Source organism: Solimonas marina, from assembly GCF_012241385.1.
Lineage (GTDB): Bacteria > Pseudomonadota > Gammaproteobacteria > Nevskiales > Nevskiaceae > Solimonas > Solimonas marina.
Map to the genome: position 1 here is coordinate 161,421 of NZ_JAAVXB010000009.1, position 23,596 is coordinate 185,016.

24 protein-coding genes, 1 tRNA gene and 2 riboswitches are annotated in these 23,596 nt (G+C 66.1%); of the genes, 11 read left to right on the forward strand and 14 right to left on the reverse strand.

Annotated features, from left to right (window positions below):
• Positions 1–66 precede the first annotated feature (66 nt).
• Together G7Y82_RS15565 and G7Y82_RS15570 are read left to right on the forward strand one after the other, a co-directional pair.
• Positions 67–903, forward strand: coding sequence for a hypothetical protein (locus G7Y82_RS15565; RefSeq protein ID WP_168149056.1), 837 nt, complete (start codon positions 67–69; stop codon positions 901–903).
• Positions 904–933: 30 nt separating this feature from the next.
• Positions 934–1,010, forward strand: a tRNA-Arg gene (locus tag G7Y82_RS15570).
• A gap of 419 nt (positions 1,011–1,429) precedes the next feature.
• Here the strand turns inward: G7Y82_RS15570 and G7Y82_RS21920 are convergent.
• Positions 1,430–1,816, reverse strand: a complete 387-nt coding sequence (locus G7Y82_RS21920) for an IS3 family transposase (protein WP_366515683.1) — start codon at positions 1,814–1,816, stop codon at positions 1,430–1,432.
• 9 nt (positions 1,817–1,825) lie between these two features.
• On the opposite strand from G7Y82_RS21920, the gene G7Y82_RS21925 reads away from it, so the two are divergent.
• Positions 1,826–2,137, forward strand: a complete 312-nt coding sequence (locus G7Y82_RS21925; RefSeq protein WP_168149058.1) for a type II toxin-antitoxin system RelE/ParE family toxin — start codon at positions 1,826–1,828, stop codon at positions 2,135–2,137.
• A 29-nt stretch (positions 2,138–2,166) separates the two neighbouring features.
• Here the strand turns inward: G7Y82_RS21925 and G7Y82_RS15585 are convergent, their stop codons facing one another.
• Complete coding sequence (locus G7Y82_RS15585) at positions 2,167–2,346, reverse strand: hypothetical protein (protein ID WP_168149059.1); 180 nt, start codon at positions 2,344–2,346, stop codon at positions 2,167–2,169.
• Between the two features lie 166 nt (positions 2,347–2,512).
• Positions 2,513–2,607, forward strand: a riboswitch (glycine riboswitch).
• A 386-nt stretch (positions 2,608–2,993) separates the two neighbouring features.
• Between G7Y82_RS15585 and G7Y82_RS15590 the strand changes: the two genes are divergently transcribed.
• Entirely contained in the window at positions 2,994–5,240 is a 2,247-nt protein-coding gene (locus G7Y82_RS15590) for a transferrin receptor-like dimerization domain-containing protein (RefSeq protein ID WP_206370753.1), read from the forward strand.
• A 141-nt stretch (positions 5,241–5,381) separates the two neighbouring features.
• On the opposite strand, the gene G7Y82_RS15595 is transcribed toward G7Y82_RS15590, so the two are convergent.
• The 4 genes from G7Y82_RS15595 to G7Y82_RS15610 form a co-directional block, all read right to left on the reverse strand.
• Complete coding sequence (locus G7Y82_RS15595; RefSeq protein WP_168149060.1) at positions 5,382–5,774, reverse strand: group I truncated hemoglobin; 393 nt, start codon at positions 5,772–5,774, stop codon at positions 5,382–5,384.
• Positions 5,775–5,866: 92 nt separating this feature from the next.
• Positions 5,867–6,433 (reverse strand): DUF3228 family protein, encoded by a 567-nt coding sequence (locus G7Y82_RS15600; RefSeq protein ID WP_168149061.1) that lies wholly within the window; start codon positions 6,431–6,433, stop codon positions 5,867–5,869.
• Between the two features lie 85 nt (positions 6,434–6,518).
• Entirely contained in the window at positions 6,519–9,155 is a 2,637-nt protein-coding gene (locus G7Y82_RS15605) for a neutral/alkaline non-lysosomal ceramidase N-terminal domain-containing protein (protein WP_168149062.1), read from the reverse strand.
• A gap of 186 nt (positions 9,156–9,341) precedes the next feature.
• Complete coding sequence (locus G7Y82_RS15610; RefSeq protein ID WP_168149063.1) at positions 9,342–10,106, reverse strand: SDR family NAD(P)-dependent oxidoreductase; 765 nt, start codon at positions 10,104–10,106, stop codon at positions 9,342–9,344.
• A gap of 122 nt (positions 10,107–10,228) precedes the next feature.
• Here G7Y82_RS15610 and G7Y82_RS15615 point away from each other — a divergent pair, with 122 nt between their 5' ends.
• The 4 genes from G7Y82_RS15615 (at position 10,229) to G7Y82_RS15630 (ending at position 12,492) form a co-directional block, all read left to right on the forward strand.
• The gene (locus tag G7Y82_RS15615; RefSeq protein ID WP_168149064.1) at positions 10,229–11,137 is read left to right on the forward strand and encodes a LysR family transcriptional regulator; all 909 of its coding nucleotides are present in this window, start codon (positions 10,229–10,231) and stop codon (positions 11,135–11,137) included.
• Between the two features lie 65 nt (positions 11,138–11,202).
• The gene (locus G7Y82_RS15620; protein WP_168149065.1) at positions 11,203–11,616 is read left to right on the forward strand and encodes a DUF3224 domain-containing protein; all 414 of its coding nucleotides are present in this window, start codon (positions 11,203–11,205) and stop codon (positions 11,614–11,616) included.
• A gap of 19 nt (positions 11,617–11,635) precedes the next feature.
• A riboswitch (Fluoride riboswitch) is annotated at positions 11,636–11,700 on the forward strand.
• 75 nt (positions 11,701–11,775) lie between these two features.
• The gene (gene crcB / locus G7Y82_RS15625; protein WP_168149066.1) at positions 11,776–12,162 is read left to right on the forward strand and encodes a fluoride efflux transporter CrcB; all 387 of its coding nucleotides are present in this window, start codon (positions 11,776–11,778) and stop codon (positions 12,160–12,162) included.
• A gap of 12 nt (positions 12,163–12,174) precedes the next feature.
• The gene (locus tag G7Y82_RS15630) at positions 12,175–12,492 is read left to right on the forward strand and encodes a DUF190 domain-containing protein (protein ID WP_168149067.1); all 318 of its coding nucleotides are present in this window, start codon (positions 12,175–12,177) and stop codon (positions 12,490–12,492) included.
• Here G7Y82_RS15630 and G7Y82_RS15635 read toward each other — a convergent pair.
• Positions 12,447–13,358, reverse strand: a complete 912-nt coding sequence (locus G7Y82_RS15635) for a sterol desaturase family protein (protein WP_168149068.1) — start codon at positions 13,356–13,358, stop codon at positions 12,447–12,449. The two genes, G7Y82_RS15630 and G7Y82_RS15635, sit on opposite strands and share 46 nt — an antisense overlap.
• 124 nt (positions 13,359–13,482) lie before the next feature.
• On the opposite strand from G7Y82_RS15635, the gene G7Y82_RS15640 reads away from it, so the two are divergent.
• Entirely contained in the window at positions 13,483–14,532 is a 1,050-nt protein-coding gene (locus G7Y82_RS15640; protein ID WP_168149069.1) for an AraC family transcriptional regulator, read from the forward strand.
• Here the strand turns inward: G7Y82_RS15640 and pcaDC are convergent.
• From pcaDC to G7Y82_RS15675, 7 genes are read right to left on the reverse strand one after another with little or no spacing between them, the layout of a single operon-like run.
• The gene (gene pcaDC, locus G7Y82_RS15645) at positions 14,477–15,676 is read right to left on the reverse strand and encodes a bifunctional 3-oxoadipate enol-lactonase/4-carboxymuconolactone decarboxylase PcaDC (RefSeq protein ID WP_168149070.1); all 1,200 of its coding nucleotides are present in this window, start codon (positions 15,674–15,676) and stop codon (positions 14,477–14,479) included. The two genes, G7Y82_RS15640 and pcaDC, sit on opposite strands and share 56 nt — an antisense overlap.
• Entirely contained in the window at positions 15,676–17,037 is a 1,362-nt protein-coding gene (locus G7Y82_RS15650) for a 3-carboxy-cis,cis-muconate cycloisomerase (protein ID WP_168149071.1), read from the reverse strand. Before G7Y82_RS15650 ends, pcaDC begins: the two co-directional genes overlap by 1 nt.
• Before the next feature lie 26 nt (positions 17,038–17,063).
• On the reverse strand, positions 17,064–17,591 hold the full coding sequence (gene pcaG, locus G7Y82_RS15655; RefSeq protein WP_168149072.1) for a protocatechuate 3,4-dioxygenase subunit alpha: 528 nt from the start codon (positions 17,589–17,591) through the stop codon (positions 17,064–17,066).
• Position 17,592: 1 nt separating this feature from the next.
• Entirely contained in the window at positions 17,593–18,300 is a 708-nt protein-coding gene (pcaH, locus tag G7Y82_RS15660) for a protocatechuate 3,4-dioxygenase subunit beta (RefSeq protein WP_168149073.1), read from the reverse strand.
• A 50-nt stretch (positions 18,301–18,350) separates the two neighbouring features.
• Complete coding sequence (gene pcaF / locus G7Y82_RS15665; protein ID WP_168149074.1) at positions 18,351–19,559, reverse strand: 3-oxoadipyl-CoA thiolase; 1,209 nt, start codon at positions 19,557–19,559, stop codon at positions 18,351–18,353.
• A 17-nt stretch (positions 19,560–19,576) separates the two neighbouring features.
• Positions 19,577–20,227, reverse strand: coding sequence for a 3-oxoacid CoA-transferase subunit B (locus G7Y82_RS15670; RefSeq protein WP_168149075.1), 651 nt, complete (start codon positions 20,225–20,227; stop codon positions 19,577–19,579).
• A gap of 10 nt (positions 20,228–20,237) precedes the next feature.
• Entirely contained in the window at positions 20,238–20,921 is a 684-nt protein-coding gene (locus tag G7Y82_RS15675) for a 3-oxoacid CoA-transferase subunit A (RefSeq protein WP_168149076.1), read from the reverse strand.
• Positions 20,922–21,188: 267 nt separating this feature from the next.
• Here G7Y82_RS15675 and G7Y82_RS15680 point away from each other — a divergent pair, with 267 nt between their 5' ends.
• Complete coding sequence (locus G7Y82_RS15680) at positions 21,189–21,962, forward strand: IclR family transcriptional regulator domain-containing protein (RefSeq protein ID WP_168149077.1); 774 nt, start codon at positions 21,189–21,191, stop codon at positions 21,960–21,962.
• Positions 21,963–22,336: 374 nt separating this feature from the next.
• Positions 22,337–23,596, forward strand: a complete 1,260-nt coding sequence (locus tag G7Y82_RS15685; protein ID WP_168149120.1) for an MFS transporter — start codon at positions 22,337–22,339, stop codon at positions 23,594–23,596.

Below are 23,596 nucleotides of genomic sequence, written 5' to 3' on the forward strand. Positions count from 1 at the left end.
ACCGCATCCCGGCAACGGGGCGCGTTTGCTAGAGTTCGCGTTCCCCGGACCATGATCTACCCGCCGATGACCGTCTCCCGCCTTTGCTGTGCCGCCGCCCTCGCGCTGCTGACGCTCGCTGCCGGTTGCAACTCGCAGGATGACAACATCGACACCCCTGTGGTGCGGACTGAAAGCAGCGGCCCGGCTGGCATTTACGAAGGAACGATGACGTCCACCGACAGCGGCGACGTCACTGACGTGACCGCGTTCGTCGACGACAACGAGACCTTCATGCTGTTCGACAGCACCGGCGCACTGATCGGCTCCGGCATCTATACCACCGTCGAGGCGGCGCGCAGCATCAACTGGTCGGCGCGGCTGTTCACGACCGCCGACACGACGGATGACACCACCGGCGACACGACCAGCAGCACGACCATTACCACGCTGACGGCGCAGGGCTCCTATGAGGAGCAGGCCAGTATCCTCGTCAGCTACAGCGAATCGAGCGGAGACAGCGGCACCCTGTCGCTGACTTACGACGAGACCGCCTACGAAACGCGTTCCGACGTGTCGCTGGTGCAGGGTACGTGGGGACTGAAGGACGCCTACGGCGCTGTGACCAGCAGTATCACCGTCGATTCCGGCGGCAGCTTCTCCGGCTCCGACGACGACGACTGCACGTACAGCGGCTCGTTTACGATCGTCAATCAGCACTACAACCTCTACGACGTCACGCTGGACAGCACGTGCAGCACGTCGACGACCACCGACGGCACGACCACGACGACCAGTACGTCGTCAACGACCACCGGCTTGGCGACGATACAGGCTGCGACAACGGCCAGCGGTACCGACACACTGGTCGCCGTTTCCGCGTCGACCAAGGCCGCTGCGCTCTGGCAACTCAAGCCGCTCTAAGCCAGCCTGATCGCCTACAATGCGCGCCACGCGCCTGTAGCTCAGTTGGATAGAGCATCGGCCTTCTAAGCCGGCGGTCGCAGGTTCGACTCCTGCCAGGCGCGCCACTCGCGAACATCCCGCGAACGTCGATCGAGCGGACCAGCCGATCCGGCGTCCGGTCGAACCTGCGACAAACAACGGACAGGTTCGGCAAGCCGGCATCGCCGGCTTGAGCGTCGCCGTGCAACGGCGACGACCCGCAGGGCGAGGCGTAGCCGAGTACTCCTGCCAGGCGCGCCACTCGCGAATATTCCACGAACGTTGATCGAGCGGACCAGCCGATCCGGCGTCCCGTCGAACCTGCGACAAACAACGGACAGGTTCGGCAAGCCGGCATCGCCGGCTTGAGCGTCGCCGTGCAACGGCGACGACCCGCAGGGCGAGGCGCAGCCGAGTACTCCTGCCAGGCGAGATTTCGTTGGATGGTCTGGCGGATTGCCCACCCAATGACCTTGCACGAAAACAAGTCCAGGACGATGGCCAGTTAGACCCAGCCCTGCCATGTTCGGACATAGGTGATGTCGGTGCCCCAGATTCGGTCAGGCTGCGAAACATCAAGGATGTGCTTGACCACATTCGGGATGAGCTCGGCTGGCTTGCCACCCGAGAGGAATCGGCGTGTGCGATAGCCGCCCTTGGCGCGCATGTGGTTCTCGCGCATCAGCCGCGTGACGCGATGCTTGCAGCATGTCTCGCCGGCCTCCCGCAGGTCGAGAAAGACGCGCGGCGCACCATACACGGCCTGATTCTCGTTGAATGACGCCCGGATCAGACGGAGCAACCGTTTGTCCTCACGAGCCCGATCGGAGACCGGCTTGTCGATCCATGCGGAGTCGCCGCTGGGAGCCACGCCCAGCAACCGACACATCATCTGAACGCTATGCTCCTTCCGGTTCAACCTGATGAACTCGTACTTGCGCCGAACGACACTGCGTTTCGGATTCTTGGGCAGCGGCTGGCCTACTACCGCCAGATCGTCGAGGCGTTCGAGCACGCCGCAGGAGCCCCGGAGCGTGGACGAGACCGAAGCCTGTTCGGCGAAGGAATGCGCTCCGTCAATTGTCAGAAGCACGTTATTTTCTACAAGCGGATCAAGGCTGCCGATGATGCCGTGGTCGTGCTCAGGATCGTCCATCAGCAACGGAATCTGCCCGCGCTGGCGTACTACGATGATCTCGATGCGCCAACGTAAAGCCTCGGCATGCCCTATCGCTCAATGAGTTAAATCAGTGCCACGGCGCGCTCGTTGACCCGCCGCTCCACGATGGTGCGTGTTTGTCCGTGTTCGAACCGGCGATGACATGCGGCGAGTCGCGCGCCCCGGTCATCGATCGCTGCCGGTGATCGCCGCTGCAAGGCCTGAGCGGTGCTGACGCCGTCGGCGCGCAGGCGAGTACGCACGGGTTTTTCCTAGCAAACCTGCAGTACTCGGCGGCGTGCCGGCGTCTATGGCAGTGAGGCATCGTGAGTCCCTTTCCCTGCCTGCATCGGCACTGGCATGTTTGATGCTGCCTCTTACTGTAGAGACAGCTTAAAGACATTTTTAAGCCAGCTCTGTATGGAAAAGTCCAGTTTCGCAGGAGAAGGGCAACCGCCACGGCGGGTGTCTACCGAAGGCGCAATCTCCCATAAACGCTCAGGTACCTGTACTGCGAGGCTGATGTTGCCGTCTGAAGAGTGACGCACGCGCAAAGCGTGGGTCCGCCGAAGAAGCAACGTGGCGCCGGATGCGCTGCGGAATCTTTCAGGCTCCAGGACAGCGGGAGCGGCAAACGACCCGAGGTTGGGTACGTTGCCGCTGTGTCGTACCGCTGACGAGGATGGCGATGTCTCGAGTTTGTCTAAACGATGGCCGGTGCAGATCCGCACCGCTTGCTGCTGCTCGTGCGGCGTGCGCGCCAGGTCGCGCCACGTCCCTTTTGTTCGCGATGTATTTCCTTTTGGTCTCTTTCGTTCGGCCGTCTCCTGATCGGCTTCGAGCGTCGTTTTAGTCTTCACGCAACGTGCGGTGGGCGTCGGTTCGCCGCAACATCTGGAGAAGTCCCTCAATGATGAAAAAAACCTTCACCGCAGCGCTTGGCGGTGCGTGCATGTTGGCGATGCCACTGTTTGCGCTTGCACAGGCCGGAGCGACGGAGACGTCGCTGGACGACCATTTCGATGCGCAGCTGAGCACGGCGGACCAGCTCAAATGGCTGAAGTCGATGTCGTCCGAGCCGAATCACGTTGGCTCGCCACACGACAAGGCGAATGCCGAGTGGATGCTGGCGCAGTTCCGCAAGTGGGGCTGGGACGCCAAGATCGAAACCTTTCACGTATTGTTTCCGACGCCGATCGAAGAAGCGGTCGAGATGGGCAGCTTCAAGGCGACGCTGACCGAGCCGCCGATCCCCGGCGATTCCACGTCGCGCTTCACGCAGCCTGAATTGCCGGGCTATCTGGCCTATCAGGGCGACGGCGATGTCACCGCGCCGCTGGTCTATGTCAACTACGGCACCGAGGCCGACTATCGGCAGCTGGCGCTGATGGGCGTCAGCGTCAAGGGCAAGATTGTCATCGCGCGTTACGGCCAGGTCTGGCGCGGCGTGAAGCCGCTGCTGGCGGCGCAGCACGGTGCGATTGGTTGCCTGATCTATTCCGACCCCGCCGATGACGGCTATGCGGTCGGCGCGCCTTATCCGAAGGGGCCGAGCCGGCCGCCGCGGGGCATTCAGCGCGGTTCGGTGATGGACATGATGCTGTACCCGGGCGACCCGCTGACGCCCGGGATCGGTGCGACCACCGACGCGAAGCGGTTGACGCGCGAGACGGCCGGTTCGCTGGTGAAGATTCCGGCGCTGCCGATTTCCTATGCGGATGCGCAGGTGCTGTTGTCCGAGCTGACCGGGCCGGTCGCGCCGAAGAACTGGCGCGGCGCGTTGCCGATCACCTACCGCGCCGGCCCCGGCTCGGGCCCGGTGCATCTCAAGGTCAAGTCGGACTGGTCGCTCAAGCCGGTTTACGACGTGATCGCCAAGATCAAGGGTTCGACCTGGCCGGACCAGTGGGTGGTGCGCGGCAATCACCACGACGGCTGGGTGGCGGGCGCGAGCGATCCGCTGAGTGGCATGGTGCCGATGATGGATGAAGCGCGCGCACTGGGATCGTTGCTCAAGACCGGCTGGCGGCCCAAGCGCACCATCGTCTACACCAGCTGGGATGGCGAAGAGCCGATGCTGCTGGGCTCGACCGAATGGGCCGAACAGCACGCTGCCGAGTTGCGCAAGAATGCCGTGATCTACCTCAACACCGACGGTATTTCGCGCGGCTTCCTGCATGTCGGCGGCAGTCAGGATCTCGGTCGCTTCGTGACCGGACTGGCGGACGGCATTGCCGACCCCGAAACCGATGTTTCGGTCGGCAAGCGTGCGCGCTACCGCGTGCTGACGCAGGCCTTGGAGCCGGGCGCCAGCGCCGGCGAAAAGATGACGGCCAAGATGTTGGGCGGTGTCGACGGCACCTTGCCGGTGGCGCCGATCGGGTCCGGCTCGGACTTCTCGCCGTTCATCGACCATCTCGGCGTTGCGACGCTGAACGTGGGCTTCGGCGGCGAGGCGGAAGGCGGCGGCGTCTACCACTCGGCCTATGACACCTACGAGCACGTCGTGCGCTTCTCGAACCCCGGTATGGTCTACGGCAAGGTGGTCGCACAGTTCGTCGGTCATGCGGTCATTCGCGCTGCGGACTCGCAACTGCCGCTGCAAAGCCCGGCAGGTTTCGCCACGGCGGCGGCGCACTATGTGAAGCAGGTCGAATCGCTGGCGTCGAATCAGCGTGACGATGCGGCTGAGCAGAAGACCCTGATGGCTGACCACGCGTTCGAGACGGCGGCCAATCTGAGCGAATCGCATGGCGATCCGGTACCGCTCGAGACGGTGCCGGCGATCGACTTCTCGCCGCTCGACAACGCGGTCACGAAGCTCGACGCGAGCGCGCAGAAATACCAGGCAGCGCTCGACGCCAAGGGTGCGTCGCTCAGTGCCGCGAAGCGCGCGCAGCTGTTCGCGATGATGAAGGACATCGCGCAGACCTTGTGTTCGGATCAGGGCCTGCATGGCCGGCCGTGGTTCAAGAACCTGATCTACGCACCGGGCCGCTACATCGGTTACGGCGTCACCACCTTGCCTGACGTGACCGAGGCCATCACCGAGCAGCGTTGGAGCGATGTGCCGAGCTCGATCGCAATGGCAGCCGGTGCGTTGACGCGCTATGCCGATCGCCTGGATCAGGCCACTGCACTGCTGACGGCCGGCTAAGCGGCAATTCCGGGTGCGGGCGCGAGGTTGGCGCTCGCATCAGCCGTCAGATGCGGGCGGCGGCACGAACGGGGCTTGGGTTCCGTTGGTGCCGCCGCCCGCTTTTTTGACAGCGAGGCGCGGCGACATGAATCGCCGACGTCAGTCGCTGAAATCTGAACCCACGCCGATGATGTCGTCGCTGTAGAGGTTGATGCGGTTGATGATGTCGTAGCGATCCTGCTCATCGAGCGGGAATTCGCTGAGCGTTTCGAACAGATGGTCGGCAAAGCGCTGGAAGTGCGGCCGGCCGATATCGAGGCCTTGATGTGCGTGCGCGACGACGCGACCCTGATATTCGCCGGGGCCGCCGAGCGCCGCGGTGAAGAATTCGCATTGCATGCGCCGCAGGCGGTCGATCGGAATATCGAGGAAGAAAGGCGCCAACAGCGGATCCGCGAGCACGCGCTCGTAGAATTTCACGACCAGCGATTCAACGCCGTCGCGTCCGCCGATCGCGTCATAACGTGAACCTTCGTCCGTGCCGTGGTCCATGACCGGCTCCTCTGCGTCGTCGAGTTCACATCAAGCCTGCCGGCTACGCGTCACGGCGACATTGATCCGGATCATGAATGCCGCTGTACGCTTTAGCGCGCCGGCAGCCGCCAATTGGCGTGATGCTCCCAGAATTCGACGCTGCGGCGGTAGGCATCGCGATCCATGGCCACGCCGGAGCCGCCTTCCTCGACGCCGAGCGCATTGCGCATCATCGTGATCGGCGCCATCGGGATCTCCTCGGGCTGCGCGGTCGCCAGACAGCCGACGATGCCCCAATCAGCGTCGACTGCTTCGCCTTCCTTGGCCATTTGCTCGCGGCTGTAAAGAATCACCACCAGATAGTCGGCGACCGGCGCTTCGAGTTCCTCGAACCAGCGCACCAGCACCGGCAGTTCGGCCTTGGTCCGCGCCTCGTAGCCGCTGCGCAGCAGATGGCGGTTGTCGTCGGTGATCGGAATCGTCAGGCAGCGCGTCTGCGTCCAGTTGCGATGCACGTGCAGCTTGCAGAACGGCGCATAGCCGTCGAGCACTTTGAGCGGCGCCTGCGCGTTGAGGTGCTGCTCGAATGCGGCGGGCGTGCAGCCTTGAATGGCATTGCGCCGGCCGTCCTTGGGGAACAGGCGGGCGCGGGCGAACGGCGTCAGGGCGATGGACATCGAAGCGAGGGTTTGAAAACGATCGCCAAGGATATCGTCTGCGGCGCGCTGCATTAAGCCCCGCGCCGCAGACGAGGCAAGGTGCTTACGACGGGCAGCTCGCCGGCGTACCGCTGACGGTGAACGGACTGCTCAGCGCTTCGTACGGCGTTGGCGGCTCGCTCGCCGAGGTGCGGTAGACCCCTTCGTGACGCAGGCGGTAGGTGCCGGCCGGCAGGTTCAGCGGCAGTTTCCACAGCGCTTCTGCGGTCGACGAGCCGGCGAGATTGAGCTCGGTGAGGATCAGGCTCGAGCGCGTGTTCCAGACGAAGCGCAGCTCCGGATCCTTGTCGGTGGCGACCACGGTCCAACTGCCGTCGGCGTTCTCGCGCTCGGCATACAGATACGAGGCCATGGTCTTCAGGTCGTTGCCCGGATAGCCGGCGACCCAGGTCACGTCGACCTCGTCGCCCTGCGTATAGCTGGCGTTGGCATCGGTGACGATGCTGCCGTAGTCACCGGGTACGTCGGTGGTGATCGGCGCGTCGTTGCCGATCGTGATGTCGGTGGCGGCGACGCCGGTTGGTGCCGGTTCGCCGCTGGCCATGGTCAGCGCCAGCTTGCGCGCTTCCTGCTGCGTCGCCGCGAGCTGCCAGGGGCCGGCGTAGGTCGACGCGCCTTCGTACATCTGCGCCGAGTATTCCTCGCGCGTCGCCATGTAGTGCAGGTAATCGTTGGACAGGCCGGCGATGACGACGGTGTCGACCCCGGCCGGCGAGAGCGCATCAAGCACGGTCTTGCGCAGGCGCCGGCCGGCCATGGTCGTGACCTCGAACGGCACGCCGAGCACCGCCAGATTGCCGATGCGGAAGATCTGGAACGGCACCGGATCGGTTTCCGACGGGGTGAACACCGGCTTTTCCTTCTGGCAGGAGTAGCCGGGCGTCAGCGTTTGCAGGCACAGCACCGGCGTCACCGCGGCGGTCACGAGCACGCCCGGCAGCGGCACCTTGATCGGCGTGTCGTTCTGCTCGACGGTGAGATAGCCGGTGCCGTTGAACAGGCCGTTGTAGCCGGTGCGGATCTCGGTCTTGTATTCGCTGGGCGCGTCGTTGACGCAGGTGAAACCGGCCGCGCCGGGGCCGGGACCGTTGACGCCGCCAACCGCGAAGCCGAAGCCGAGTGCGGTCGTGCAAGTGGTCTTGTCGCCGGTGTACAGGTCGTCGGGCGAGCCGGGGGCCTGCAGATCGGCGAGTACCTCCGGATCGGTGACCTCGTCGTCGCTGAAATCTGCATAGAAGAAGCGGTAGTCGACCGGGCCGTGCAGCGCCGTGCCCTGGCCGAAGTCGCTCAGCGCCTGCGCGAGCTGCTTGGTGCCGTTGATAGCGGCCGCTTCGGGCTGGCCGTACTGATAGCCCGGCTCATCGAATTCGTAAGGCTCATCGGTGCCGCCGCGCATGCCGTACGGCACGCCTTGGCCGGGCCCGTTGCCGCCGTCGATGTCGGCATCGAACACGAACAGATCGGGGATGGTGTCGCCTTCGTCGGTTTGCGCGAATGAGGCGACGAAGTTGTCGGTGCCGTCCGGCGTATCGCTGCTGTCGGGCGTGTATTGCGTGCCCATCAGCTTTTCGAAGCGCAGCGCCGCCCAGCCCTTGTTGTCGCTGGAGATCAGCAGATCATGGTTGCCCATCGACGTCGGGTGCACGGCGAACCAGTTCAGCACGCCGGCCGCCTTGCCGTCGTTGCGAATCAGGCTCAGCTGCAGGAAGCGCTTGTCGACATTGACCTCGTGACCATTCTCGTCGAGGTATTGCGCGCGCTCGGATTCGGCGTTCTGCGCATAGGCCGGCGGCGAGCGATTGACGTTGGCGTTGAGCAACTGCGAGATCGACATGCGGATCGGTGCGCTGTCGCCATGCGTTTCGAGATTGGCGTGCGCGCGGCGGATCGCTTCGACGATGCCGTTGACGATGGCGTTGAAATTGTCGCTGTCGAATGCGGCGTCGCTGAAGATCAGGCTTTCGACCCATTCGACCGGATCGTTGATCGCCTCCGGCAGCGTTGACGACAGGTCCGGTAGTTCCGGTACGCCGAAGCCGCCGGGTGCGGTATGTGTATGCGTCGCCGAGATCATCACATTGTCGGCCGTGTACAGCCCGCCGAGCGTCGCGTCGGCAGCCAGCTTCTTCAGTACTTCCTGATGAATGATCGCCGACATTGCGCCGAGGTCGACCGACACGAACACCACGCGCTTGCCGTTGCACGGCGACTCGATATCGAAGGCGCGGGCGTAGAGGCGCGTGTCGATGCCCTTCGGTGCCTGCGGCGGCACGACCATGCCGAACATGTCGCCGTGGCCGGTCGGATTGCCGCCGATCGGGCCGGTGGTGTCGTAAATGCCGGTGCCGAAGCGGAACTGCTCGTTGCCGGCGCAGCTGCCGGTGGCGGCGCCGGCATCGTCGATCGGTGTCTCCAGTGCGCTCGGTGCATCCGGCTGATGCGTCTTGGTGATCGTCGTGCCGTCGATGACCAGGTCCGCCGTGGTGCCGACCTGCAAGGCTGAGCTGTCGAGGATGCATTGCGCGGCGGCGCTGTCGACGACATCGGTGGCGTCGCCGCTGCTGTTGCCGTCACCACTGCCGCCGTCAGGCGAACTGACGCTCTGGCTGCTGCCGCAAGCGGCGAGCGCCGCGAGCAGGACAAAACACGCTCCGAAACGAACGAACGGGTTGAGCATCATGGCCGCCTCCCTGCAGTCGGATGATTCGCCGCGGCGCCGTCAGTCCCCCTTCGGCGTTTGCGACGGTTTGCAGGGATGGTGAGGCCAGCTTGCGCTCAGGGGAATGACAGCTGGCGCCACATTGCGCAGCGCCGCGGCATCGCTGAAGCCGCCCCGCCGGCGTTGGGCGCCGGCAGGGCGTGGACCTCAGAGGAACATGCCGCCCGAGGCTTCGATGCGCTGCGCGTTGATCCAGCCGTTGGCTGGCGACAGCAGCGAGGCGACCACGCCGCCGATGTCGTCTGCCTTGCCGGCGCGGCCCAAGGCCGTCTGCGAGGCGACGAACTGGTTGAGCTGCGCGTTGTCGCGCAGGCGGCCGCCGCCGAAGTCGGTTTCGATCGCGCCCGGCGCGACGACGTTGACGGCGATGCCGCGCGGGCCGAGTTCCTTGGCCAGATAGCGGGTCAGCACTTCGACGCCGCCCTTCATCGTCGCGTACGCGGCGTAGCCCGGTAGCGAGAAGCGCGCGAGGCCGGTCGAGATATTGACGATGCGACCGCCGTCGGCGATCAGCGGCAGCAGCTTCTGGGTCAGGAAGAACGGTCCTTTGAGGTGGATGTTCATCAGCTCGTCGAACTGCGCTTCGGTCGTGTCGGCGAACGGCGTGTGCAGGCCGACGCCGGCGTTGTTGACCAGTGCGTCGAACGTGTCGCGCTGCCAGTGCGACTGCAGCGCCTCGCGCACGGCGGTGACGAAGGCATCGAAGCTGGCGCTGTCGCCAACGTCCAGTTGCAGCGCCACGGCGCGGCGGCCCAGCGCTTCGATTTCGGCGACGACGTTCTTCGCCTCATCGGCGCGGCTGCGGTAGGTGATGATGACGTCCTGGCCCTGGCGGGCGACGGCGACGGCGGCATTGCGGCCGAGGCCGCGGCTGCCGCCGGTGATGAGGGTGATCGGGGTCTGTTCGCTCATGGGAGGTCTCCAGTGAAAGCGCGGGCTTGCGCGATGGAGATCACTTTATTGATTGAATGATTTACGATAAACGATGATAAATTGATTTATCTGTTCGCGAAAAATGAACAATTGGAAGGCCGATGAATCGTCTCGATGCCATGCAGATCTTTGCGCGGGTGGCCGAGCTGAGCAGTTTCACGCGCGCCGCCGAGCTGCTGGGGCTGCCCAAGGCCAGCGTTTCGACGGCGGTGCAGCAGCTCGAGAGCGAACTGGGCGTGCGTCTGCTGCACCGCACGACGCGTCGCGTCGAGCTGACGCAGGACGGTCGTGCGTTCTACGAGCGTTGCCTCGATCTGCTGGCCGACGTCGACGAGCTGTCGACAATGTTCCAGCACGATCAGGCGCTGTCGGGGCGGCTGCGCGTCGACATGTCGAGCGGACTGGCGAGCCTGTTCGTCGTGCCGCGACTGCCGGAATTTCTCGACGCACATCCACAACTGCAGTTGGAGCTGAGCAGCACCGATCGCCGCGTCGACCTGGTGCGTGAGGGTTTCGACTGCGTGCTCCGCGTCGGCATCCTCGGCGACAGCACGCTGGTGGCGCGGCCGTTGGGGGCGCTGCGCATCGTCAATTGTGCGAGTCCTGACTACCTGCGCCGCTACGGTACGCCGCGCACGCTGGACGATCTGGCCGGGCATCGGCTCGTCGACTACGTGCCGACGCTGGGCGCGCGCAGCAGCGGTTGGGAATATCCAGACGGCGAGGGCGGCTACCGCACCTTGCAGATGCCGGTGGCGCTGACCGTCAACAATGCCGAGGCCTATGAGGCGGCGTGCCTCGCCGGACTCGGCTTGGTGCAGATTCCGTCCGCCGGCAAGCAGGCGCTGTTCGATGACGGGCGTCTGGTCGAGGTGTTGACCGACTTTCCGGCCGAGCCGATGCCGGTCACCGCGCTGTACGCGCATCGCCGCAACCTGTCGAAGCGGGTGCGCGTGTTCATGGACTGGGTGGCGGACATCCTGCGACCGCATCTGCTGGACCTGCACTGAGCAGCCCGCGTGCGGCGGGCATGCCGCTACACTCGGCACTCTTCCCTGCGACCCGGCATCCCGATATGAGCCAACTTGTTTCCGGTGCGTTCGAGGTCCAGCTTGAACCGCTCGATGTGGCGCTCGCCGACGAAGCGGGCGGCGCCACGCGCGGCCGTATGTCGATCGACAAGCAGTACCGTGGCGCACTCGACGGCCGCAGCCGTGGCGAAATGCTGACGGCAATGACGTCGACGCCGGGTTCGGCCGGCTATGTCGCGATCGAAAAATTCGTCGGCACGCTGCAGAGCCGGCGCGGCAGCTTCGTGCTGCAGCATCACGCAACGATGACGCGCGGTGCGCCGCAGCTCAACATCGTCGTCGTGCCGGACTCCGGTACCGACGAACTGCTTGGAATCAGCGGGCGCATGGACATCGTCGTCGAGGCGGGCGCGCATCGCTACCGCTTTGACTACGAGCTGCCCGCAGCGGCTGCCTGAGCGGGCGCGGCCGGCTATACTGCGCGCAGGAGATGGCATACCTCCTCGAACCGCCCGCAATGGGCTGATGATGCCTACTGTGCCTCGCGTGGCGAGGCCGTCGGTAGGCGCGATCTCCACGGCTTCCCCGCAGGCTTACTCGAACCTGGAGATGAGGGAATGACGGCCTCTGGCTTGCTCGCAGTCGGTGTCGGTGCCGCTCTCGGCGCGTGGTTGCGCTGGGCGCTCGGCCTGCTGCTCAACGGACTGTTTCCGGCGGTGCCGCCCGGCACGCTCGCCGCCAATCTGCTCGGCGCCTATGTGATCGGCGTCGGCATCGCGTTCTTCGCGCAAATGCCGCAGCTGGCGCCGGAGTGGCGCTTGTTGATCGTCACCGGTTTTTGCGGCGCGCTGACGACGTTTTCGACGTTTTCCGCGGAACTGTCATCGCTGTTCCAGCAAGGGCGCTTCGGCGTGCTGGCTGGCGCGGTGGCGGTGCACGTCGCCGGTTCGCTGGCGATGACGCTGGCCGGCATGGGCACCGTGCAGGTGCTGTCGCATCGATAAGTGGAGAACACGATGAACGGATATCAGATCAGCTTCTACATGCAGCAGAACGACCGTCATGACGGTCACGCGCTCTGCGACTGGCTCGTCAAGCTGGCCGGCGAACTCGAGCTGCGCGGCGTCACCGTGATCGCCGGCACCGAAGGCATCGGCCACGACGGCCGTCTGCATTCGGCGCACTTCTTCGAACTTGGCGATCAGCCGGTCAAGGTGATGATGGCGGTCAATGAAGAGCAGTCGGACAAGCTGTTCGCGCGCCTCAAGGGCGAAAAGCTGCGCCTGTTCTACATCAAGGCGCCGGTCGAGTTCGGCGTCGTCGGCGAAGACTGATCGGCCGCTGCAGCTTGGCCGTAGTGCTGCTCGGCCCAGGCCGGGTGGCGCACGAGAATGCGCGGATCGCGATAACGCCAGACGTCGCGCAGCAGGGTGCCGAGTTCGTGTAGCTGCAGATAGAACGGATTGCGTGAGCGCGACTGACGCTCGGTGACGCCGTAGGCGATCTCGCCGGCGTCGGCCTCGGCGCGGAAAGTGCCGAACAGCCGGTCCCAGATGATCAGCACGCCGCCGAAGTTGCGGTCGATCTGCTGCGGGTTCGAGCCGTGATGCACGCGGTGGTGCGACGGCGTGTTGAGTACCGCGCCGAAGCGGTCGAGCACGCTCGGTGCCTCGGTGTGCAGGAAGAACTGGTAGAGCAGATTCAGTTCGAGCGCGACGATCGCCCAGGTCTTGTCGAAGCCGACCAGCGCGATCGCGCCGGCGATCATCAGATTGCCGCCATTGAGCGCAACCAGATAGTTCTGGCGCAGCGCCGTCGAATAATTCATGCGCTGCGACGAGTGATGCACGGCGTGCGAGGTCCAGAACCAGCGCACCTTGTGCCAGACATAGTGCGAGACGTAGAACGTGAAGTCGGTGATTACAAAGATCAGCAGCACGCTCCAGACGCCATGCACCGGCTGGTATTGCAGGCCGTAAGGGTGGACGAGCGAGAAGAATGCGCCGCCGGCCAGCGCCACGACCACGCCGTCGACGACCTTGTAGCTCAGGCCCATGGTCATGTTCGACAGCGTGTCGGCCAGCTCGTATTGCTCGGGGCGGCCGCGTCGCTTCCAGTACCAGGCTTCGGAGGCGACGACGCCGACGAAGATGACGCCGGCGGCGGCGATGAACATCAGGGCGTGCAGTACGTCTTGCATCGGAGTCCTCCATGCCGGCCTGCGGACCGGTCGACGATGGCGCCATCATCGCCGTTCGCCGTAGGCCTGTATTGACGCCCGATTTTCATTTTTGACATTCTCCGCCACCGAGGAGAATGCGGTCATGGCGGAAAACGTCTACGTCTCGGCGTCACTGGCCGAGTTGCTGCGCCAGTATCTGGACGACGAAAAGCTCGACATCGGCGGCCTGCGCGAGCGGCTCGGCACGCTGGCGGCGCAGCCGCGCATGGCGGCCGAAACCTGGTGGGCGCTGTTGCAGCAGATCGCCGACGCGCGGCCGCGGCCGGTCACCGGCCTGTGGATCGGCCGCAGCGCGCGGCCGCATCACGTCGGCGTGCTCGGCTATCTGGCGATGTCCTGCGAGACGCTCGGCCAGGCCTTGCTGCGCTTCCAGCGCTTCCAGCCGCTGCTGCACAACCTGACGCCGACCCTCGCGCAGCGCCGCGGCGACGAATTCCGCCTCAGTTGGGATGCGTCATATGCGCGCTCGACGCGGCTTTCCGACGAGGTGCTGGTGTCGGCGCTGCTGACGCTGGCGCGCCAGCTCAGCGGTCGCGGCGATCTGCGCCTGCGCGCCGTCGAATTTCCGGGCGAGGCGCCAGCGGACCTCACGCCGTACACGGATTTCCTGCAGTGCGCGGTGCACTTCGGCAGCCATTCGCTGGTCGTCCATCTCGACGCCGCGACCCTGGCGCTGCCCATCGACACCCGCGATCCGCATCTGCGCGCACTGCTCGACCAGCAGGCCGAAGCCTTGCTGCAGACGCTGCCGCGGGTCGATGCGCTGGTCGGGCAGTTGCAGCAGGCCATCGTCCAGGCCCTGCAAGACGGCGAGCCGACGCTGGAACAACTGGCGCGGCGCATGGGCCAGTCGTCGCGCACGCTGTATCGGCAACTACAGGCCCGCGGCCTGACCTACAAGTCCATGCTCGCCGACACGCGCCTGGCCTTGGCGCAGCGCTATCTGGCCGATCCGAAGCTGAGCCTGCCGGAAATCGCGCTGTTGCTCGGCTACTCCGAGCAAAGCGCGTTCACGCGCGCGTTCAAAAGCTGGTGCGGCGACACGCCGCTGCGCTATCGCCGTGCCGGCGCGGCGCTTACGCCTGCGTCGCCTCGCGATCCTGCTGCGCGAAAATCTCTGCGGCCAGGCTGAAGGCGTGGTTGGCGGCCGGCACGCCGCAATAGATCGCCGCCTGCATCAGCAGCTCCTTGATCTCGTCGCGGGTCACGCCGTTGTGGCGCGCGGCGTTCAGATGCAGCTTCAGCTCGCCGTCGCGACCGAGCGCGATCAGCATCGCGATCGTCAGCAGCGAGCGGGTGTGACCCGGCAGGCCGGCGCGCGTCCAGATCTCGCCCCAGGCGTTGCGCGTGATGGCGTCCTGGAATTCGGCATTGAACGGTGTGACGTTCTGCAGCGAGCGGTCGACATGCGCACTGCCCAGCGTTTCGCGGCGGCGCGCCAGGCCGATCGCATAGCGCGCGTCCTCGTGCAGATGCTGGACCACGTCGACGCCGAGGAAGCGCAGCACGGCGGCATCGAAGGCCGCCTGCGACTCGATGTTCGACAGGTGCGCGCCGGAGATTTCGGCGACGCGGCCGTCGGCAACGCCAGCGGCGATGAAGCGTGCGTCGGCGACCGTCGTCACCTGATCGCCACGGCCGCCGACGACCAGGGTCGGTACCGTGATCGCCGCGAGTGCGCCGCGAAAGTCGGCATCGCGGACCGCCGCGCAGCCGCCGCAATAGCCGGGCGTCGTGAGCGATAGCAACTGGCGGTGTACGGCGTCGACCGCGGCCGGGTCGCGGTCGACGAATTCCGCCGTGAACCAGCGCCCGATCGAGGCGGCGGCGACATCGGTCATGCCCTTGGCGCGGACCTGGGCGATGCGCGCGTTCCAGCCGTCGGCCTGTCCGATCTTGGCCGCGGTGTTGCAGACGATCAGGCGCTGCAGACGCGCCGCGGCGTGGAGGCCCAGCCACTGGCCGGTCAGGCCGCCGATCGACAGGCCGCAGAAGTGCACGCGTTGCAGGCCCAGTGCGTCGAGCAGACCGACGACGTCGCGGCCGAGCGTCTCGATGCTGTAGTCGCCGTCCGGTGCATCGGAATCGCCATGGCCGCGCATGTCGTAGCGCAATACGCGGAAATGTTCGGTGAACGCCGCGATCTGCGGATCCCACATCGCCAGCGTGGTGCCGAGCGAGTTGGACAGCACCAGCACCGGTGCGTCGGCGGCGCCGTCGCGGCGCTCGTCGAAGCGGTAATGCAGGCGGATACCGTTGGCTTGAACGTGAGGCATTACGAATGTCCGGAGGCAGGGACGTCGGCGAGCACGCGGTCGATGAACGCGTCGTTGTCGCCCAGCGTCGTCAGGGGATCGAACAGGGCGGCGAGCGCCGCGTCGTCCAGCAGCGCTGCGACCTGCGGGTCGTCGCCGAGCACCGCGCGTAGCGGTCGCTGTTCGGCGAGCACGCGCTTCGAAGCCTGTTCGACCAGGTGATGGGCAGTCGATTTGCCGAGCGCTTCGGCCAGTTTCATCGACGCGCGTTCGGCGAACAGCAGGCCGTGTGTGGCGTCGAGGTTGCGACGCATGCGCGCGGTGTCGACATCGAGGCCGGCGAGCACGTCCTGCATCGCGGCAAGGCTGCCGCCGGTCAAGCCGATCAGTTCGGGCAGGGTCTCCCATTCGGCCGGCCAGTTGCCGAGGCCGCGCTCGTGTTCCTGCGCCATCGCGCTGTACAGCGTCGCGACCAGATGCGGAGTGCGGATCGCGGCGGCCAGCGCGACGGCGCAGCCGACCGGATTGCGCTTGTGCGGCATCGCCGATGAGCCGCCACGGCCGGCGCCGGCCGGTTCGAAGACCTCGGCGACCTCGGTCTGCATCATCAGCGACAGATCGCGGGCGATCTTGCCCAGCGTGCCGGCCAGCAGGCCGAACCAGGCGCCGACCTCGACGATGCGGTCGCGCTGCGTATGCCAGGGCAGGGCGGCTGCGCCGAGTTGCAGCTCGGCAGCGAGTGCACGACTCACGGCGTCGGCGTGCTCGCCGAGTGATGCCAGGGTGCCGGCGGCGCCGCCGAATTGCAGGACCAGCACGCGCGGCCGCAGTTCGTGCAGACGCGCGCGATGGCGCAGCAAGGCGTCGAGCCAGCCGGCGGTCTTCAGGCCGAAGGTGGTCGGCACCGCCTGCTGCAGCCAGGTGCGGCCGGCCATGACGCTGCGACGATGCGTGCGCGTCAGCGCCGCTAGGGTCTCGATCATTCGCGCCAGCGCGGCATCGACGTGATCGAAGACGTCACGCAATTGCAGGACCAGCCCGGTGTCGATCACGTCCTGACTGGTCGCGCCCCAGTGCACCCAACGGGCGGCATCGGCGTCGTGCGCCTTGACCTCGGCGGTCAGCGCCTTGATCAGCGGAATGGCGAGGTTGCCGGCCAGCCGTGCGGCATCGCCGAGTGCCGCGACATCGTAATGACGGGCGTCGCAGGCGGCTGCGATCGGAGCCAGCGCCGATGTCGGCACCAGGCCGCAGCGCGACTGCGCGCGCGCCAGCGCCGCCTCGAACGCGAGCATCGCGTCGAGCCGCCGCGCGTCGCCCAGCAGCGCACGCGTCGCGTTGTCGACGAAGGTCCGGCCCAACAGCGAATCGTGGATGGACATGCGGCGATTATCGCGCGTCGCGGCGTTTAGTAGCTGAAGAACACCGTTTCGTCGGCACCCTGCATGTGCAGGTCCCAGACGTAGCTGCCGTCCGTCGACGGCTTGGCGATCAGCGTCGCGCGCCGCGTGACGGGAACGAGCGCGAGGATCGGGTCTTCGCCGTTGGCCGCTTCGTCGTCGAAATAAACGCGCGTCGGGGCGTGCTTGAGCAGGCCGCGCATGAAGACGTTGACGACCAGATGCGGCGCTTGCAGCGTGCCGTTCGGTCCGGCGACGCGGCCGGGCTTGACGGTACGAAGTGTGAAGTTTCCGTCGGCGTCGAGCGGCACGCGCAGGAAGCCGGCGTCGCTGGCGTCGGCGTAGTGGCCGTTGGCGTCGGCCTGCCAGAACTCGAGGACGCCGTCGGTCACCGGCGTGCCCTTGCCGTCGAACACGCGGCCGTGGATGGTCACCGCGCCGGCCTGATCGCCGGCGTTGTCCGTGTGCACGCCGTTCTGGAAGCCGATGATGAAATACGGGCCGACGGTTTGCGAGGCGGTTTGCTGAAAGCTCATTTCACTGCTCCCAAGGCGTTTCGAGGCGACCGCGCAGGACGACGTCGAAGCGGTATGCGAGGGCGTACTCGGAGACGCAGTTTTCCCAGTCCAGCGATGAGACCAGGCGCATGCGTGCGGCTTCGTCGGCGGTCGCGCGGAAGATCGGATCGACGTCGAGCATCGGGTCGCCCGGGAAATACATCTGCGTGACCAGGCGCTGCGCCATGGCGTCGCCGAACACCGAGAAATGAATATGCGCCGGGCGCCAGGCGTTGTAGTGATTGCGCCACGGGTAGGCGCCGGGCTTGATGGTCTTGAAGCGGTAGCGGCCGTGCTCGTCGGTCATCACGCGACCTTCGCCGGAGAAATGCGGATCGAGCGGCGCATCGTGCTGATCGCGCTGATGCAGATAGCGGCCGGCGGCATTGGCCTGCCAGACTTCGACCAGGGTGTTGCGCACCGGTCTGCCGTTTTCGTCGAGTACGCGACCGGAGACGATGATGCGCTCGCCCTGCGGCGCGCCGCCGTTGCCGACGGTCATGTCGTCTTCGGCCTCGCCGAGGATGTCGCGCGAGAAGCGCGGGCCGGTCACTTCCGACAGCGTGCTCGGCATGGCGATCGGCGTCTGCGTCGGGCCGCGCAGCACGGTCGACGCATACGGCTCGAAGATGTAGTCGGGCTGCGTATTCCAGAACGGTTTGCGGTAGCCCCGAACTTCGTCAGACATGCGCTTCTCCTCGGTGAAACAGGCCGCGCGCGATGGCGCGGCGTGATGATCTAGACTTTTTCGACCGCCAGCGCGAGGCCTTGGCCGACGCCGATGCACAGCGTCGCGAGGCCGCGCTTGCCGCCGCTCGCTTCAAGCTGGTGGACCAGTGTCATCGCCAGCCGCGCGCCGCTCATGCCGAGCGGATGGCCGAGCGCGATCGCGCCGCCATTGGCGTTGACGTGGGCCGCATTGTCGGCCAGGCCCAGCGTGCGCAGCACCGCCAGCGACTGGCTGGCGAACGCTTCGTTGAGTTCGATCGCGTCGAAATCGTCGATGCCGAGCTTGAGCATGGCCAGCAGCTTGCGCGTCGCCGGCACCGGGCCGATGCCCATTACCCGTGGCTCGACGCCGGCGCTGGCGGCGCCGAGGATGCGCGCGCGCGGCCGCAGGCCGTAGCGCTTCGCCGCGTCTTCGCTGGCGACGATCAGCGCCGCCGCGCCGTCATTGATGCCGGACGCATTGCCGGCGGTGACCGTGGCGTCGGCGCCGAACAGCGGCTTGAGCTTGGCCAGTGTTTCGAGTGTGGTGTCGCCGCGCGGATGCTCGTCGCGCTCGACGCGAATGATTTCGCCTTTCTTGCGGCCGGGCACATCGACGCCGACGATTTCCTCGGCGAAATAGCCGCGATCCTGGGCGGCGGCGGTGCGCTGCTGGCTGCGCAGCGCGAAGGCGTCCTGGTCGGCGCGCGAGACGCCGTAATCCTCGGCGACGTTCTCGCCGGTGCGCGGCATCGTCTCGACGCCGTAGGCGGCCTGCATCTTCGGATTGACGAAGCGCCAGCCCATGGTCGTGTCTTCCATGGTCTGCGCGCGGCCGTAGGCGCCCGCCGACTTGCCAATCACGAACGGCGCGCGCGTCATCGACTCGACGCCGCCGGCGATCGCCAGCTGCATCTCGCCGCAGCGGATTGCGCGCGCGGCGCTGGCCACGGCCTCGAGGCCGGACGCACAAAGCCGGTTCAGCGTCACGCCGGGCACCGTCACCGGCAGGCCGGCCAGCAGCGCGCTCATGCGCGCGACATTGCGATTGTCCTCGCCGGACTGATTGGCGCAGCCGTAGTACAGCTCCTCGATCGCCGCCGGATCCAGCGACGGATTGCGCTCGAGCAGCGCCTTGATCGGCAGCGCACCGAGGTCGTCGGCGCGGACCGCCGCCAGGGCGCCGCCGTAGCGGCCGATCGGCGTGCGGATTGCGTCGCAGATGAATGCATCGTTCATGAAAGTCTCCTTGCGGCTCAGGCGCTGACCGTCGCGTCGTTGAGCGACAGGCCGGTGAGCGTGCGCAGCTCGTCGATCGACAGGCCGTCGACCATTTCGATCACGCTGGCGCCGTTCGCGCCCAGGTCGAAGACCGCGAGATCGGTGTAGACGCGCGACACGCAGCGCAGGCCGGTCAGCGGATAGCTGCATTCGGCGACCAGCTTGCTGTCGCCGCCCTTGGTCAGCAGGTCCATCATCACGAAAACTTGCTTGGCGCCGATTGCCAGGTCCATGGCACCACCGACGGCGGGGATCGCATCGGGCGCGCCGGTATGCCAATTGGCCAAATCACCGTGCTGAGAAACCTGAAACGCGCCGAGCACGCAGATGTCGAGGTGGCCGCCGCGCATCATCGCGAACGAATCGGCGTGGTGGAAATAGCAGCCGCCGGTCAGCAGCGTCACCGGCTGCTTGCCGGCGTTGATCAAGTCCGGATCTTCCTCGCCCTTGGCCGGGGCCGGGCCCATGCCGAGCAGACCGTTTTCGCTCTGCAGGAAGATTTCCTTGTCGGCCGGCAGAAAGTTGGCGACCTTGGTCGGCAGGCCGATGCCGAGATTGACGTAGGCGCCTTCAGGAATGTCGAGCGCGACGCGGGCCGCCATTTGGTCGCGGGTAAGCTTGTTCATCGCGGGCTCCTCAGGCGGCGGCGCGCACGGCATTGCCGATGGCGACCAGTCGCTGCACGAAAATACCCGGCGTGACGACCCCTTCCGGATCGAGTGCGCCGAGCGGCACGATGTCGCTGACTTGTGCAATCGTGCACTTGGCGGCCATCGCCATGATCGGGCCGAAGTTGCGCGCGGTCTTGCGGTAGACCAGGTTGCCCCAGCGGTCGCCGTGCAGCGCCTTGATCAGCGCGAAGTCGGCGTGGATCGGGTATTCGAGGACGTATTGACGGCCGTCGATTTCACGCGTCTCCTTGCCGTCGGCGAGCAGCGTGCCGTAGCCGGTTGGCGTGTAGATCGCGCCGAGCCCGGCGCCGGCGGCCTGGATGCGCGCCGCGAGATTGCCCTGCGGCACCAGTTCCAGCTCGATCTCGCCGGCGTGATAGAGCGCGTCGAAATGGTAGGAGTCGCTCTGGCGCGGAAACGAGCAGACGATCTTGCGCACACGCTTGGCTTTCAGCAGCGCCGCCAGACCGGTGTCGCCGTTGCCGGCGTTGTTGTTGATGATCGTCAGATCCTTGGCGCCATGCGCGATCAGCGCATCGATCAGCTGATCGGGCATGCCGGCGGTACCGAAGCCGCCGATCATGACGCGCGCGCCGTCGAAGATGTCGGCGACCGCGGCTTCCGCCGACGCGACGCTCTTGTCGATCACGATGAGACCTCCGTTGCCATGGCCCGGCGGGCGGCAAACGCGAAATTCGAGAGTGGCATGATGATCATGCGGGGCTCCTCCGACGGCGTGAGAGGCCGTTCTGATGGTGGCCGCACGTTACGCCGCGTGTGCGCTATCCTCAAGATCGTTTATCGAATATCTGTGCGATAATCGAACATCTCGAGGAGATCAATCGTGCGACAAAAGCGAGCCGGCAAAGCCCCGGATGACGAAACCACGAGCAGCGCGGCGAGCGGCGAACAACGCATGCCGGTTGACGAAATCGATGCTTTCAGCGGCGATCCGAATTTCATGACCTCGCTGGCGCGCGGGCTCGCCGTCTTGCAGGCCTTCGACCTCAGGCAGCGCTCGCTGACGGTGTCGCAGGTCAGCCAGGCCACCGGCATTCCCCGCGCCGCGGCGCGGCGCTGTCTCTACACCCTGCTGCAGCTCGGCTACGTCGCCGAACAGCATGGCCATTTCAGCCTGCGCCCGAAAGTCTTGACGCTGGGCTTTGCGCACCTGTCGTCGCGACCGCTTGCGGCGGCAGCCCAGCCGCTGCTCGACCGCTGCCGCGATCGCCTGCACGAATCCTGCTCACTGGCGCTGCTCGACGGTGGCGAGGTCTATTACCAGGCGCGTGCGGAAACCACGCGCATCATGTCGATTGCGCTGTACGTGGGTACGCGGCTGCCGGCTTATTGCACATCGATGGGACGGGTACTGCTGGCAGCGCTGCCGGAGGACGAGCTCGACAAGTATCTGGCGCGGACCACGCTGCACCCACGCACCGTGAAGACGGTGACGTCGGTGGCCAAGCTGCGCGAGATCCTGGTCGGTGTTCGTCGTCAGGGCTATGCGCTCGTCGATCAGGAACTGGAGGTCGGTCTGCGTTCGATCGCCGTGCCGGTCTTCGACCGCCACGGCCACGTCGTGGCGGCGCTCAATACCGGTACGCAGGCGGCGCGTACGCCGTTGCGTGACCTGACCCAGCTCTTTCTCCCCGAATTGCGCGCGGCGGCGGCGGAGCTGCGGCAGTAAGGGCGCTCGCCGTTCGTCGGCTGGAACCATGGATTGCGCGATAATCGCACGCTAAATCGATTAACGGACTTGTGCCGAATTACTCGCGCCGCCTAAGGTGCGGCCGTTGGTCATAGCGTTCATAAGCGGTCAACAGGCGCGATGAGTCGCGAACTGTGGAGGAGCGAAGTCATGAGTCTTGTCGAGTGCGGCCCGATGCACGGCTGCCGATTTCCGATACCTGCGCGTGCGATGGATGAGCGCGCATCGAGGTCATCGTGAGCGCCCGGACCGGCGCGCCGGCGTCGCTGGCGACGGCAGGCGACGGTTGCCGCATTCAGCCGGCTGACGTCGTCGACGTCCAGCAGTTCATCGACGGCAACCGCTTGGGCGCCATGCAGTGGCTGACGGTGGCGCTGTGCTTCCTGGTCGTCGCGCTCGATGGATTCGACACCGCGATCATGGGCTTCGTCGCGCCGGCTCTCGCGGACGCCTGGCATGTGGCGCGTGCGGACCTGGCGCCGGTGCTCAGCGCGGCGCTGTTCGGTCTGGCGATCGGTGCGCTCTGCGCCGGCCCGCTGTCGGATCGTTACGGACGTCGCCGTGTGCTGCTGGTGTCGGTGCTGACCTTCGGTCTGTTCACGCTCGCAGCGGCCGCCGCTTCGTCGATGACGGGGCTGATCGCGTTTCGCTTCCTGACCGGACTGGGCCTGGGCGCGGCGATGCCGAACGCCATTACCCTGACGTCGGAGTACGGCCCCGCGCGGCGCCGTGCTTTCATCACGATGATCATGTTTGCCGGCTTTACGCTCGGCTCGGCCGCCGGCGGCTTTATCGCCGCGGCGATGATTCCGATGTTCGGTTGGCAGAGCATGCTGGCGCTGGGCGGCGTGCTGCCCCTGGGCCTGTTCGTGCTGCTGTGGCTGTGGCTGCCGGAGTCGCCGCGCTTTCTAGTGGTTCGGCAGCGGCCGGCCGCCGAGGTCGCGGCGCTGTTGCGGCGTATTGCGCCGCTGGCATTCACCGAGCGTACGCGCTTCGTGATCCCGGAAAAGGCCGATGTCAGCGGGCGCAGCTCGATCGCGGTGTTATTCGTCGACCGCCTGGCAAGCGGCACCGTGCTGCTCTGGCTCACGTATTTCATGGGCCTGGCGATCATCTACATGCTCGGCAGCTGGCTGCCGACCTTGATCCGCGATGCTGGTTTCGACCTCGAGCAGGCGGCGGTCGTCACCGGTCTGTTCCAGCTCGGCGGCACGGTCGGTGCGATTCTGGTCGGCTGGCTGATGGATCGCATCAGCCCGTATCGCGTGATCGCGGCGGCCTACGCGTTCGGTGCCGTCTTCATCTTCGCGGTCGGCCGCGGTAGCGGCGACATCGTGCTGCTCGCTGGGTTTGTGCTTGGCGCCGGTTTCTGCATGAGCGGCGCGCAGTCGGCGATGTCGGCATTGGCTGCCGCGTTCTACCCGACGCGCGGCCGCGCGACCGGCGTCGCCTGGATGCTCGGCATCGGCCGCTTCGGCGCGATCGCCGGCGCGATGCTGGGCGGCGTGCTGCTACAGCTCGGCTGGCATTTCGCGTCGATCTTCGCGCTGTTGGCGGTGCCCGCGTTGATCGCGGCGGCGGCACTGCTCATCAAAGAAAAAATTTACCGTTAA